The 12,840-nt window shown below is 72.4% G+C and carries 13 protein-coding genes; 5 read left to right on the top strand and 8 right to left on the bottom strand.

Annotated elements, in window-relative coordinates; all coding sequences use genetic code 11:
• Nucleotides 1-77: 77 nt before the first annotated feature.
• From DEJ03_RS05515 to DEJ03_RS05480, 8 genes are all read right to left on the bottom strand, one after another.
• Nucleotides 78-1,679 (bottom strand): Na+/H+ antiporter, encoded by a 1,602-nt coding sequence (locus DEJ03_RS05515; RefSeq protein ID WP_110863928.1) that lies wholly within the window; start codon nt 1,677-1,679, stop codon nt 78-80.
• Between the two features lie 159 nt (nt 1,680-1,838).
• The gene (locus tag DEJ03_RS05510; protein WP_110863820.1) at nt 1,839-2,969 is read right to left on the bottom strand and encodes a DUF475 domain-containing protein; all 1,131 of its coding nucleotides are present in this window, start codon (nt 2,967-2,969) and stop codon (nt 1,839-1,841) included.
• Between the two features lie 146 nt (nt 2,970-3,115).
• Nucleotides 3,116-4,684, bottom strand: coding sequence for a UDP-N-acetylglucosamine 1-carboxyvinyltransferase (locus DEJ03_RS05505; RefSeq protein ID WP_181422612.1), 1,569 nt, complete (start codon nt 4,682-4,684; stop codon nt 3,116-3,118).
• Nucleotides 4,685-4,794: 110 nt separating this feature from the next.
• Complete coding sequence (locus DEJ03_RS05500; protein ID WP_110863819.1) at nt 4,795-5,616, bottom strand: anti-sigma factor domain-containing protein; 822 nt, start codon at nt 5,614-5,616, stop codon at nt 4,795-4,797.
• On the bottom strand, nt 5,613-6,158 hold the full coding sequence (locus tag DEJ03_RS05495) for an RNA polymerase sigma factor (RefSeq protein ID WP_110863818.1): 546 nt from the start codon (nt 6,156-6,158) through the stop codon (nt 5,613-5,615). Before DEJ03_RS05495 ends, DEJ03_RS05500 begins: the two co-directional genes overlap by 4 nt.
• A gap of 68 nt (nt 6,159-6,226) precedes the next feature.
• A complete protein-coding gene (locus DEJ03_RS05490; protein WP_111101179.1) occupies nt 6,227-6,859 on the bottom strand; it encodes a class F sortase in 633 nt (210 codons plus the stop codon).
• 14 nt (nt 6,860-6,873) lie between these two features.
• On the bottom strand, nt 6,874-7,713 hold the full coding sequence (locus DEJ03_RS05485) for a DUF4397 domain-containing protein (RefSeq protein WP_071403907.1): 840 nt from the start codon (nt 7,711-7,713) through the stop codon (nt 6,874-6,876).
• A 109-nt stretch (nt 7,714-7,822) separates the two neighbouring features.
• Nucleotides 7,823-8,902: a hypothetical protein gene (locus DEJ03_RS05480; protein WP_110863816.1), complete on the bottom strand. Its 1,080-nt coding sequence runs from the start codon at nt 8,900-8,902 to the stop codon at nt 7,823-7,825.
• Between the two features lie 128 nt (nt 8,903-9,030).
• On the opposite strand from DEJ03_RS05480, the gene DEJ03_RS05475 reads away from it, so the two are divergent.
• The 5 genes from DEJ03_RS05475 (at nt 9,031) to fliN (ending at nt 12,840) form a co-directional block, all read left to right on the top strand.
• Nucleotides 9,031-9,333: a flagellar FlbD family protein gene (locus DEJ03_RS05475; protein ID WP_110863815.1), complete on the top strand. Its 303-nt coding sequence runs from the start codon at nt 9,031-9,033 to the stop codon at nt 9,331-9,333.
• Nucleotide 9,334: 1 nt separating this feature from the next.
• Nucleotides 9,335-10,159, top strand: coding sequence for a motility protein A (locus DEJ03_RS05470; protein WP_071244627.1), 825 nt, complete (start codon nt 9,335-9,337; stop codon nt 10,157-10,159).
• Between the two features lie 2 nt (nt 10,160-10,161).
• Entirely contained in the window at nt 10,162-11,091 is a 930-nt protein-coding gene (locus tag DEJ03_RS05465; protein ID WP_110863814.1) for a flagellar motor protein MotB, read from the top strand.
• 166 nt (nt 11,092-11,257) lie between these two features.
• Nucleotides 11,258-12,136, top strand: a complete 879-nt coding sequence (locus tag DEJ03_RS05460; RefSeq protein WP_110863813.1) for a flagellar motor switch protein FliM — start codon at nt 11,258-11,260, stop codon at nt 12,134-12,136.
• Complete coding sequence (gene fliN / locus DEJ03_RS05455; protein ID WP_110863812.1) at nt 12,136-12,840, top strand: flagellar motor switch protein FliN; 705 nt, start codon at nt 12,136-12,138, stop codon at nt 12,838-12,840. The genes DEJ03_RS05460 and fliN overlap by 1 nt, the downstream gene beginning before the upstream one ends.

The following is a 12,840-nucleotide window of genomic DNA, read 5'->3' as shown; positions in this document are numbered from 1 at the left end:
GGGAACGCGGAACGGGCGTACCTGGTCGGAACGACCGACCGGGTACGCCCGGTTCGACCAGGTGCGCCCGGAGTCGCCTACGACGACGTGGGCGGTGACGCCACCGGTTCGATGCCGTCCAGCCGCGCCTCTTCCGCGTCGTACCCGGCGCGCACCTGACGCAGCACCAGGTCGTCGATCTCGTCGGCGTCGCGCAGGCGCAACAGGGTGTTCGCCTTGTGCTGGACGAGTGCGAGCTCGAGGGCGACCGCGTTGTCGTGCCGCTGCAGCGCCGGGTGGTCGTCGTCGTCCCCTTCGCGGGCTTCGATCACGTCGAGGTGCGCCTCGTACTCCTTCCGCAGGCGATCGACGGTGGCACGATCGGCTCCGGTCGACCGTGCGAGACGGGGGAGCGCATCGAGCGCCTCCTCGATGGCGGTGCGTTCGGCGTAGCGACGTTCCTCGCTGACGGACTCGTCCTCGGGGAGCGCGGCGCGGCGCAGGACGGCCGGCAGCACGAGGGCCTGCCCGACGATCGTGACGATGACCACGCCGGCGGTGACGAAGACGATGAGGTCCCGCTCGGGGAAGTCACCGCCGGACTCGAGGGTGCGCGGCACGGCGACGGCCATGGCGAGCGACACCGCGCCCCGGAACCCGGCGAACCCGCTGACGAGCCGGTCGCGGTGGCCCTCGCGGGGTTCTCCGCCGGTGCGTCGGGTGACGAGCCAGATGGTCCCGCCCGCGGCGTTCAGGAACGCGAACCGCACGATGACGAGCAGCACCGCGACCGCGAAGACGATCCCGGTCCCGCGCAGCAGGTCGGCGGGGTCGAGTGCGCGTGCGGCGACCATCGCCTCGATGCCGACCAGGACGAAGAGTGCGCCGTTGAGCAGGAAGGTCAGGAACGACCAGAACGCGCGCACCTGCTGGCGGGTCTCGGCACGGTCGAGCTTGGGGCCGACCTGGCTGACGACGATGCCGGCTGCCACGACTGCGAGCACGCCGGAGGCGCCGATCGCCTCGGCTGCCAGGAAGGCTGCGAAGGGCACGAGCAGGGTGACGAGGTTCTCGAGCACGACGGTGTCGACGCGTCGCAGCACCATCGTCCCGATCCAGGCGGCGGCGAGCCCGGCGGCGACCCCGCCGATGTAGGACAGGACGAGCATGCCGGACACGCCCCAGAACGTGAGCTCCTGCGTACCGACGGTGACGGCCACCGCGATGCCGTAGACCACCAGGGTGGTGCCGTCGTTCACCAGGCTCTCGGCGCGGAGCACCGTGACGTTCCGCCGCGGCAGCATCTTCGTGAGCACGCCGACCGCGGTCGCGTCGGTCGGGGCGACCGCGGCGCCGAGCACCCAGGCCGGCCCCCACGGCATCCCGAGCAGGTGTAGCAGGACGGCGACGGCACCAGCGGTCACCACGACGAGCAGGGTGCCCATCAGGACGATGCCGCGCAGGTTCTTCCGGATCTCGCGGAGCGACGTGGTCAGGCTCTCCCAGTAGAGCAGCGCCGGCAGGAACAGCAGCAGCACGGCATCGGCGGGGAGCTCGACGTCCGCGAACTCCGGTACGAGCCCGAGCAGCGCGCCGAAGACCAGGAGCAGCACGGGTGGTGCGATCCGGACCCGGTCGGCCACGGCCGCCGTCAGTGCGATGGCGAGGCCGAGCACGACCACCAGTTCCGGTCCCAGCACGTGCACTCCGATCGTCGTCCGACCCGCCAGTCAACGCCGATCCACGGTTGATCCTTCCAGAACAGCCGGACGACGCGCCGCACCACACACGGACGACGCGCTGCGCACAGCCGGACGACGCGCCGCACGACACCGCACGGACGCGTCACGAGCCGCCCCTCACACCGCCCGCGGCCGCCGCACCACCCGCCGCCACCACGCGCGCCACGGCAGGGAGCTCACCAGCGCCGATCCGATCACGACGGTCCCGAACCACCCCACGACGACGCCCGGGATCGGCACGAGCAGACTCGCCCACAGCAGCACCGACAGCACCCCGAGGACGTACGCCGCCCCGGCCTTCAGGTACCGCAGCCGCTTGAGCCCCGCAGCCTGGTCGACCCGCGAGGTCAGGCGGGCCAGGAACACCGCGCCCACCCCGATCGCCCCGATGGCGACCGCGGCCTGCTCCAGCGCCCCGAGCCCGTCCGACCCGAGCGGCCCGGACCCCGACAGGCTGTACACGCCGTCGAGGATCTCGAAGAGCATGAACACGACGAGCCCCCGCTCGAACACGACCGTTGACGCGTACAGGTGGATGCGCCAGGCTCCGCGGCCGACCCCGATCGACGCCGTGTCCGACCCGCCGCCGGGGCCACCGCGAAGCGCCCACGCCGCGGTCCGCTTCGACACGAGGTACGCGGCGAGGCCGGCCACCCCACCGAGCGCGACCGGCAACAGCGCACCGGCGGCCCAGCCGGAACGCGACCCGACGAGCACGGAGGTCACGACGACCCCCGTCGCAGCGGTGACCAGCGACCAGACGCGCGGTCGCGCGACGGAGGCGAGTCGCGCCTCCAGGCTGCCCAGCCACGACCTGCGGGACGCGCGATCGGTGTTGAACAGGTACTCGGCGAAGACCTGCCAGATGAACGCGGCGCCGAAGGCGGCGAGGGCGGGACGCACCTCGGCCAGGTGCGCGGAGAACGAGCCGGGCGCGAAGACGGCTTCCTCCACCGAGCTCGCCGGGTCGGTCGCGTCACCGACCGCGACGGCGGCCGGCGGCAGGAGCAGGCGCATCGCGAGCACGCCCGCGACGATCCCGAGCGACAGGAACAGCCGCCGGGCGGGGGAGTGCAGCCGGCCGGCGATGCCGGCCATCGGCACGGACGAGTCCGCGGCCATCGCGATCTCGAGGAACGCGAGGGCGACGAAGGCGAGCGCTGCGGCGGGGCCGAGCACCAGCCAGGCCGCCGCGGCGGCCGCGACGGTGATGAGCAGGGGGACGGTCAGGAGTGATCTCGTGGCCATCTGCCCATCCAGCACGGTCGGGCTGGGCGGCGCATGGAGCGCTCCTGGGCATCGGCCTGGAGGCCCGTGGGGAGCCCGTCAGACGGGTGACGGCCCGTCCCCACTTGCGGGGACGGGCCGTCAGGTCGCGCGGGTGGGGCGTCGAGTCAGTCGTGGAACGTCTCGATGGACGCGCCGAGCGAGTTCAGGCGCTCCTGCAGCTGCTCGTAGCCACGGGCGATGATGCCGACGTTGCGCAGGACGCTCTCGCCCTTCGCCGCGAGCATCGCCAGCAGGATCACCACGGCGGGGCGCAGCGCCGGCGGGCAGCTGATCTCGGCACCGGAGAAGTGCGTCGGACCGGTCACGTCGAGGCGGTGCGGGTCACGCAGGGTGACGCTCGCGCCCAGGCGGGTGAGGTCGAGCAGGTGGATCGCCCGGCCCTCGTAGACCCAGTCGTGCACGAGCGTGGTGCCCTCGGCCATGGCCGCGATGACGACGAAGAACGGCAGGTTGTCGATGTTCAGGCCGGGGAACGGCATCGCGTGGATCTTGTCGATCGGCGCGTGGAGCTCGGACGGGTGCACCGTGATGTCGACGAGGCGGGTGCGGCCGTTGGCGGCGGCGTACTCCTCGGTGACGTCGAAGCGCAGGCCCATCTCGGCCAGGGTCGCGAGCTCGATCTCGAGGAACTCGATCGGCGCCCGGGTCACGGTGAGGGTCGACGCGGTGACGATGCCGGCGGTCAGCAGGCTCATCGCCTCGACCGGGTCCTCGCTCGGCCAGTAGTCCACGACCTCGTCGATCTTGCTCTTGCCGGTGATGCGGAGCGTGGTGGTGCCGATGCCCTCGATCTGCACCCCGAGCAGCTCGAGGAAGAAGCAGAGGTCCTGCACCATGTAGTTGGGGCTGGCGTTCCGGATGACGGTCTCGCCGTCGCGGGCCGCGGCGGCCAGGATCGCGTTCTCGGTCACGGTGTCGCCGCGCTCGGTGAGCACGACCGACTTGGTGGGGACGGCCTGGTTCGCCACGTCGACCTCGTACCAACCTGAGGTCGCCTCGACGTCCACGCCGAACGGACGGAGCGCGATGAGGTGCGGCTCGACCGTGCGGGTGCCGAGGTCGCAGCCGCCGGCGTAGGGCAGGCGGAAGGACTCGTACCGGCCGCTGAGCGGGCCGAGGAACATGAGCACGCTGCGGGTGCGGCGGGCGGCGTCGGCGTCGATCGCGTCGAGGTGCAGGTCGTCGGGGGCGACGATCTCGAGGGTCTCGCCGTCCTCCGACCAGGTGACGCTCGCACCGAGGCTGCGGAGCACGTCGATGATGCGGTCGACCTCGACGATCCGGGCGACCTTGTGCAGCCGGGTCACGCCGCGGTTGAGCAGCGAGGCGCAGAGCAGTGCCACGGCGGCGTTCTTGCTCGAGTTCACCGCGATGGAGCCACTGAGCTTCCGGCCGCCCTGCACGCGCAGGTGGGCCCGCTGCGGGGCGCCGCCGATCGAGACGATCTGCTGGTCGAGGGCGTCGCTGATGCGGGTGAGCATCTCGAGGGACAGGTTCTGCCCGCCCTGCTCGATGCGGTTGATCGCGCTCTGGCTGGTGCCGACGCGTTCGGCGAGCTGGGCCTGCGTCATGCTGCGGCCCTTGCGGGCACCCCGGATCAGGGCGCCGACCTCACGGAGGGGTGCTGCGGTCGCCGGAGATGCCGGCGAGACGACGGTGGTGGTGTCGGTCATGCGCGCCACGCTAACACGCTCATGAGATAAACCAGTGGAAGATCGACACCCGTCGCGCGTTCCGAGGTCTCGAATACGTCACAGTTGGGAATTCCGGGGGACGAAATTGCTCAGGGATCGGTCAGGGTGCCCCGGACGATCGAGTCGCCGGAGTGCGCCGGATCGCCGTCGTCGGCCTCGGCCGAGACGTCCACGACCGGGAACTCCGCGGTGTCGATGCCGTCGGGCACCGTGAAGCGGCCCTGGTCGCCGTCGAGGTAGCCGACGCTCACCAGTCCGCCGAGGTCCGACCGCATCATCCAGACCTCGCGCAGCGGACCGGTGCCGGAGCGACCGCGCTCACCGTGCAGGTCGACGACGAGGGTCACCCGGCCGTCCCGGTCACGTTCGAGTTCGGCGCGGCCGGTCGTCCCCGACCAACCGGGCAGCGCTGCGAGCTCGGTGTTCGCCAGGACGGTCTCGGTGTCGCCGCGGGGGAGTCCGGGGACGTCTCCCGACGCCACACCGATGCCGAGGACGACGGCGAGCACGCCGACGCCGGCGATCGCCAGCGCCAGGACACGGCGACGACGCGGCCGGGATCGGGGCCGGCGGCCCACGGTGTGGTGCTGCGCGTCGGACGGCGTGGCGACGGACGTGCGTTCAGGCGCTCGCCCGGGTACCCGTTCGGCAGCTCGTTCGGGTTCGGTCGCCCGCGCCGCGGTCTGCTGCGGCGTCCGGGCGATCTCGGCCGCGATCCGCTCCCACACGTGCTCCGGGGGCGCGGCCAGCGTGACGTCCTCGGACGCCCGGGTCACCGCGGCGACCCGCTGCAGCGCGGCGACCTCGTCGCGGCACCGGTCGCAGGACGCCAGGTGCTCGGCGACGTCGTCCGCGGCGACCTGGTCGGAGACCGCGAGCATCGCCAGCGTCTCGTCGTCGACGTGCTTCATTCGATCACCTCCAGACGTGTTCGGAGCCGAGCCAGACTTCGGTGGATGTGGCTCTTGACGGTGCCCAGCGGCAGATCGAGCCGTTCGGCGATCTCACGATGGCTGAGGTCGTCGTAGAACGCCAGCCGCATCACGCGTCGTGGGACCTCGTCGAGCCGCTCGAGCTCGCCGGCGACGAGTGCGCGCTCGGCCAGGTCGAAGGCCGGTTCCGGCGCCGGGGTGGTCTCCTCGACCACGTCCGGGTCGGCGGCGCTGGCGTGCCGTCGGCGCTCGTTCTGCGCGTCGGTGATGCAGTTCCGGGTGATGCCGACCAGCCATGCGCCGAGCGGGGCGCGGCCGGGGTCGTAGCTCGTGCTGCGCTGCCAGGCCTTCACGAAGACCTGCTGCGTGACGTCCTCCGCGGCGGCCTGGTCGGCCAGGGCGCGCAGGGCCAGCGAGTACACGAGCGACGACCACCGTTCGTAGACGGCTCGCAGGGCGTGCTCGCCCCCGGCGCGGAACGCGTCCGAGAGCTCGCTGTCGTCCGGGAGGATGGTCGTCACGTCTTCCTGTCGCTGGCGCGGTCGTCGTCGACCACGATCCGATCGTAGGGGGCGGATCGTCGCCACGGTCAGGCCGGGACCGCGGTGACGACGAGGTTGCTCTCGTAGTGTCCGGTGGCTGCGTCGAACGTCCCACCGCAGGTCACCAGGACGAGCCGTCGTGGTCCGTCGTCACGGAACACCTCGCCCCAGGGGAGTCCCTGCTTCTCGAGCATGCTGACGGAGTCGATGCGCCACGCGGTCTCGGCACCGTCCGCGTCGGTCAGGGTGACCCGGGTGCCGGTCGGGGCGTCGCCGAGCCGGGAGAACGGGCCGATGCCGTAGCCGACCGCGTCGACGTGGGCCGCGATGACGACGGTGCCCTCGGTGGACGACGGTGCGGCACCGAACCGGTACCAGCCCGCGGTGGCCGGGTCGGGCGGGAGCGCCATCGCGCCGTCCTCGTCGACCCCCTCCGGACGGACCGGCGCGCTGATGCCGGCGTGGTCGACCGTGATGGTGGTCGGGGCGGGGGCGTCCCGGACCGGGGGGATCGTGGCGGCCTGCTGCGGCACCTCGGTCGAGAACGCCGACGGGACCGGTGTGGGGGTGGTGGTCGGCAGGACGGACGGCTGCCCGCCGGGGGTGGTCCCGGCCGACGAGCACCCGGTCAGGGCGGCGGCCGCCACGGCGACGACGAGCGTCACCGTGGCGGACCGCACGGGGCGTGGCACGTTCAGCGGCGGGTCGCTGCGTGCCGGCGGCGGAGCACCACGGCCCCGATCGCGGCAGCGGCGGCCAGTGCGGCCGCCGCTGCGCCGACCAGGGGCAGGGGGTCCTGGTCGTTCGTGGCCACGAGACCGGCGTTCCCGGCGGGGACGCCGTTCGGCGTGCCACCGAGGTCCGCGATCGTCTGCGTGGCGAGGGCGAGGTTGTCGTCGTCCAGGCTGCCCCAGGCGTAGACGATGGTCGACGAGCCCGCGGTGACCGCGACGTCCGCCGGGCCGATCACGGGGTCGGTGGTCCCGGTGGCGGCGACGGTTGCAGACACGGTGCCGGCCGGCAGTTCGAGTGCCTGCTCGTCGGGGTTCGACAGGTTCGACACGACGGCCTTGCCGCCAGCGAGGACGTCGACGGCCGGTGCGGCGGCGACATGCCGGACGACCAGGCGTCCCTGGCCGGCCGCGACGGCCGAGGTGTCGTTGGTGAACACCGTGGCGGTCGGCGACCCGTCCGTGGCGTCGTGGGCGACGGCGGTGTAGTTGCCGCCGGCGTCGAACGAGACGTCCGCCGGGCCGATGATCGGCTTCGACGCGTCGGTGGCGTCCGAGGCGGTGATCGCGAGCTGGTGTGCACCGGCCGGCACCATCATCGGGCCGGCGAGGGTGCCCGGGGTGAAGTCGTCGATGGCCCGTTCGCCGTCGAGGTACACGTCGACGGTGACGTCGGGGACGGCATGGAGGACCGAGAGCGTCGCCTCGCCGGTGGCGGCGGTCGCAGCGGTCGCGGGCAGTACGGCCGCAGCGGCGGCGAACAGGACACCGGCGCTGAGGCCGGTGGCGAGTGTCTTGCGCATGACGTGTCTCCTTCGGGCCTGTCCGGGCCGGTGCGGACGACGTCGTCCTCGACGTCGTACCCCCACTACCGCCGGAGCACCCCGATCGGATGCAGCGATTTCCTGGGGATCAGCTGAGACGGCGCCAGACCCCAGCGTTGCCCGGACGCGACCAGGTCTCCGGATCGCCCGTGACGGCCTCGTCCCCGGCTCCCCGGTCGGTGAGCCGGTACGCGGAGTCCGGCGTCCACCCTGCGACGACGCTCGCGCGGCTGCCGTCGACCGGCACGGTGAGCCCGGAAGTGCGGAACCAGCCCGCGACGGTCAGGTGCACGACGTCGTACTCGGTGGCCACCGCGGACCAGTCCGGCTGCACCCAGCCGCCCTGCCGTCCGGTCGCCACGGCCCAGTCGTTCCGTCGGGTCGTCCCCGTCACGTCGAGCGGCCAGCGCCGGCACAGCGCGGCCCAGTCGGCGGGACCGTCGACGGTGCACACGCGCGCCGTGGCATCGGCCGGCACCGCCGAGACGACGGCGCGTTCCTGCCCGAAGGAGTCCTCGACCGCCCAGAGCGCCAACGGCCCGGCGGACGGGAACGGCGCTCGCGTGTGCTGCGCGAGCGGCCACGGCGGCGTGGTCCACCACACACCGCTGGCCACCCCCGGGTTCCCCTCGGCGTCCTCGCGGCGCAGCTCCCGGGACCAGTCGGCGAGCGCCTCTGCCGCTTGCGGACGTCGGGGCTGCTCGTCCTCGTCGAACTCGACGGTCCATGCTCCGCCCTGCGGGTCGAAGAGCCTGCGCACGACCGGGCTTCCGACCGCCCACCGAGCGAGCCGCCGGAGCGCGGCCTGCAGGTCCGTCCGAGCGAGGAGCGCGTCCAGCGCATCGGGCTGCTGCCACCACAGCGCGCTCTCCGCAGTCGACTCGAGTGCGACCACGACGTCGTCCTCGCCCACGGACGGCAGGGACACCGCCGCGAGTGCGCTCGCCACCGCTGCCAGGTTCGGAGCCGGCTCGGGTTCGACCGCACCACCGATGCCGAAGAGCGTTCGGTCGTCGCCGCGTTCGACGCCGAGGTGGTGCTCCGCCCAGAAGAGCAGGTCGCCGAGTTGCAGGGCGGCCGGGTCGTCGGGGTCCTGGACACCGCTGACGAGCTCCAGGCAGAAGCGCCGGCCACGCGGGTGGGCGAGCAGGTCCGAGGCATCGATCACCGAACCAGGCTAGTGACGGCCGCTAACGCACCCGTCGCACCCGCCGATAGTCCTCCGTGCAGGCCCACGGACGGGCCCGCATCCCGCCCCACGGACGGCGGCGGGACGATCGAGAACCAGGACGGGCCATGATCGTCGTCACACGACTGAACGGCAGCGGATTCGCTGTGAACCCCGATCTCGTGGAGCGCATCCAGGAGACGCCGGACACGACGCTCATCATGGTCGACGGTGCGAAGTACATCGTGCGGGAGTCGATGGCCGACGTCATCGACCTGATCGCCGCGTACCGCGCACGCATCGTCGGCATGGCCTACGGCACCGACCAGGCCCCCCGCTCGAGCACGAACACCGGCCCGCAGCCCACGCTCGCCCCCGTCGCCGCTCTCCGCTCCACGCAGCACGGCCGCGCGCTGGACGGGGGTCGCTGACGTGGACATCGCAACGATCGTCGGCATCCTGCTCGCCTTCGGCGCCCTGTTCGGCATGGTCCAGATGGAGCACGTCGAGCTCGGTGGACTCTTCCTGCCCGCCCCGATGCTGCTCGTGTTCGGTGCCACCATCGGCTGCGGCATCGCGAGCACCACGCTGAAGGACGCGATCGCCAGCTTCAAGGCCGTGCCGAAGGCGTTCACCGGCAAGGTCACCCCGCCGGCGTCGGTCATCGACGATGTCGTCGGGCTCGCCGAGACCGCCCGCGCCAACGGCCTGCTCGCCCTCGAGCAGGAGGCCGACAAGCACGACGACCCGTTCATGAAGAAGGCGCTGCAGAACATCGCGGACGGCACCGACGGTGACGAGCTGCGGATCCTGCTCGAGGACGAGATCGAGTCGAACGCGGCCCCGACCCGGAGCGCGAGCGCGTTCTTCATGGGCCTCGGCGGCTTCGCCCCGACCGTCGGCATCATCGGCACCGTGGTCTCGCTGACCCACGTGCTCGCGAACCTCGGCAAGCCCGACGAGCTCGGACCGCTGATCGCCAGTGCGTTCGTCGCCACCCTGTGGGGCCTGCTGACCGCGAACTTCATGTGGCTGCCGATCGGCGGCAAGCTCCGCAAGCTCGCCCAGCTCGAGTCGGACCGCCAGACGCTCCTGATGGAGGGGCTGCTCGCGGTGCAGGCCGGCAGCCAGCCCCGTCTGCTCGGTGAGCGGCTGAAGGCCATGGTCCCGCCCGCCGCCCGCGCCGACACGGGCGGCAAGGCCGGCAAGGCCGGCAAGAAGGCCGACGCGGCCGACGACCAGCAGCTGGCGGCCTGACCGTGAGCGCCAACCCCCGGGGCCGCGGCCGCGGTCGCGCGAAGAAGTCCCACGACGAGGCCGAGCACCCCGACGAGCGCTGGATGGCGTCGTACATGGACATGATCACGGTGCTGATGTGCATGTTCCTCGTGCTCTTCGCGATGTCCACCGTCGACCAGGAGAAGTACATCCAGCTGAAGCAGTCGCTCGCCACCGGCTTCGGCGAGGTCGACTCGCAGAAGATCGACACCGCGAGCGGCACCGTCGTGACGAAGGACCAGGTCGAGGACGGCTCCGGGTACTCGACGGACAAGTCCCAGGCGGACCACTCGACCGCGTCGTCGGGCACGAAGGACACCAACGTCGACCCCGCGTCGACGGTGGTGCCGACCACGGCGAGCAAGCAGGACCTCGCCGAGGCGAAGCGCGAGCTCGACGACCTGACGAAGCTCGAGCGTGCGATCCAGCGCAACCTGGCGAAGGCGGGCCAGACCGAGAACGTCCAGTTCACCGTGGACGCCCGCGGCCTGATCGTCCGGTTGATCGGCAGCGAGACGTACTTCGGCACGAACAGCGCGGACCTGTCCGACCAGGCGCGGTCGATCATGGACGCCATCGCGCCGGTGCTGAAGACCTCCGCCCACGACGTCAGCGTCGAGGGCCACGCCGACCAGCGGAACTCGACCGCGCCGTACGCCACCAACTGGGAGCTCAGCGCGGCGCGGGCGACCGGGGTCCTGCGCGACCTGGTCGAGCGGGGCGGGATGCCCGGCGACCACGTGCAGAGCGTCGGGTTCGGGTCGAGCCGGCCGCTGGCGAAGGGCGGCACGGACCGGGACCTCGCCCTGAACCGGCGGGTCGACATCGTGGTCCTGTCGAACGCCGACCAGGACGTCAGCGCCCTCATGCCGGCGCTGGCGAAGGCACAGGACGGAGCGCAGCAGGGCTGAGAGACCCAGCGCAGCAGGGCTGGGACACGCAGCGCAGCAGGGCTGGGACACGCAGCGCAGCAGGGCTGAGACACGCAGCGTGCGGAGCGCACCAGCGCTGCCGCCACCGCCCCACTACGGGGTACAGCACTGACGGGTGCCCCACAGGTGACCGATAGACGCACCCGTGACCGAGACCCTGCCAGCGCCCGAGGTGTACGACTTCGCGCGCCCGTCGACGCTGGCCCGTGAGCACGCCCGGGTCCTCGAGCTCGCTTTCGAGACGTTCGCCCGCCAGTGGGGCACGCAGCTGACGGCGAAGGTCCGCGCGGTCAGCCAGGTCACCTGCGAGCAGGTGGAGATGACGACGTACGACGAGTACGCCGCGTCGCTGCCCGCGCTCACCGGCATGGTGCTGCTGCCGATCACCGGCCTGACCCCGAAGGGCGTGCTGCAGGTCCCGCTCGACGCCGCGCTGACGTGGGTGTCGCACGCGCTGGGCGCGTCGAAGCCGCTGCCGACGCCGGACCGCACCTTCACGCCCATCGAGCAGGCCCTGGTCCGCAAGATCGTCGAGGACGCCCTCGACGACCTCCGCTACTCGTTCGGAGGCCTGCTCGCGCAGGACGTCACGGTCGGCGGGTTCCAGTTCAACAGCCAGTTCGCCCAGGCCGCGCAGAAGGGCGACCTGATGATCGTCGCCTCGTTCTCGATCCGGGTCGGCGACCGCATCGCGCCCGGCACGCTGGCCCTGCCGGCCGAGGCCGTCCTGCCGCAGCTCGGCGAGGCCGCCGCGCACGTGTCGCGCGCCGACGCCCGAGCCCTGCTCGACGCGCAGCTCGAGAGCGTGCCCGTGGGCGTCAGCCTGCGCTTCGCCCCGGCCGCGGTCCTGCCGACGCAGGTCCTGCGGCTCGCCGTCGGCGACGTCCTGCCGCTGCCGCACCCGCAGCACCGGCCCCTCACCATCGCGGTCGACGGCGAACCCGTCGGCACCGCCGCGGTCGGCGCGAACGGCTCGCGCCTCGCCGGCATCGTCGTCACCACCACGAGCACGGAGCAGCACTGATGACCGAAACGACCACCCTCCACACCGCAGCGGCCGAGTCGCTCGCGGCGCAGCTCCCGACGGCCGCCCCCTTGACCGCGGTGCTCCTGCCTGGAGGCGCGACACCGGTCGTGCTCGACGCGGCGACGGACGCCGTGGTCGCCTCGTTCGTCGGCGGCCTGTCGGCCGACCTGGCGCTCGTGCTCACCGACCTCGAGTCGATCACGGCCGCCGGAGGCACCGACCACGGCATCGTGGCCGTCACGGACGTCCTGCGTCCGTCGCTCGAGGCCGCGGCCGGGGTCCTCGGCGTCGGGGTGCTCGGCGAGGCGAACCGCGAGTCGGCCGCGTCGCTGCTGGCCGACCCCGACACCGTCGTGTTCGAACTGGCCGCCGGTGGCCTGCCCGCCGGGTGGTTCGGCATCCGGATCCGCGAGAACGGCACGGTGTCGGCGCCCGTCGTGGCGAACCTGCCCGCCGGCAACCTCGGCCGGATCAACAACGTCGAGATGACCCTGACGGTCGAGATCGGCCGCACCCGGATGTCGGTCCGCGACGTGCTCGGCATGGAGCCCGGCGCCGTCGTCGAGCTCGACCGCAGTGCCGGCGCCCCCGCCGACGTCCTGCTGAACGGCCGCCTCATCGCGCACGGCGAGGTCGTCGTCGTCGACCAGGACTACGCGGTCCGGATCACCCGCATCCTCGACGTCGCCGAAACGGTCTGA

The organism is Curtobacterium sp. MCLR17_043, from assembly GCF_003224215.1.
GTDB classification, from domain to species: Bacteria; Actinomycetota; Actinomycetes; order Actinomycetales; family Microbacteriaceae; genus Curtobacterium; species Curtobacterium flaccumfaciens.
Note: the sequence above shows the minus strand (reverse complement) of the source record. Positions and strands in the feature narration are given on the sequence as shown.

Coding starts and splice junctions, on each gene's coding strand:
- DEJ03_RS05510 (WP_110863820.1), bottom strand. CDS start 2,969: ATGGCCACGAGATCACTCCTGACCGTCCCCCTGCTCATCACCGTCGCG.
- DEJ03_RS05505 (WP_181422612.1), bottom strand. CDS start 4,684: ATGACCGACACCACCACCGTCGTCTCGCCGGCATCTCCGGCGACCGCA.
- DEJ03_RS05500 (WP_110863819.1), bottom strand. CDS start 5,616: ATGAAGCACGTCGACGACGAGACGCTGGCGATGCTCGCGGTCTCCGAC.
- DEJ03_RS05485 (WP_071403907.1), bottom strand. CDS start 7,713: ATGCGCAAGACACTCGCCACCGGCCTCAGCGCCGGTGTCCTGTTCGCC.
- DEJ03_RS05475 (WP_110863815.1), top strand. CDS start 9,031: ATGATCGTCGTCACACGACTGAACGGCAGCGGATTCGCTGTGAACCCC.
- fliN (WP_110863812.1), top strand. CDS start 12,136: ATGACCGAAACGACCACCCTCCACACCGCAGCGGCCGAGTCGCTCGCG.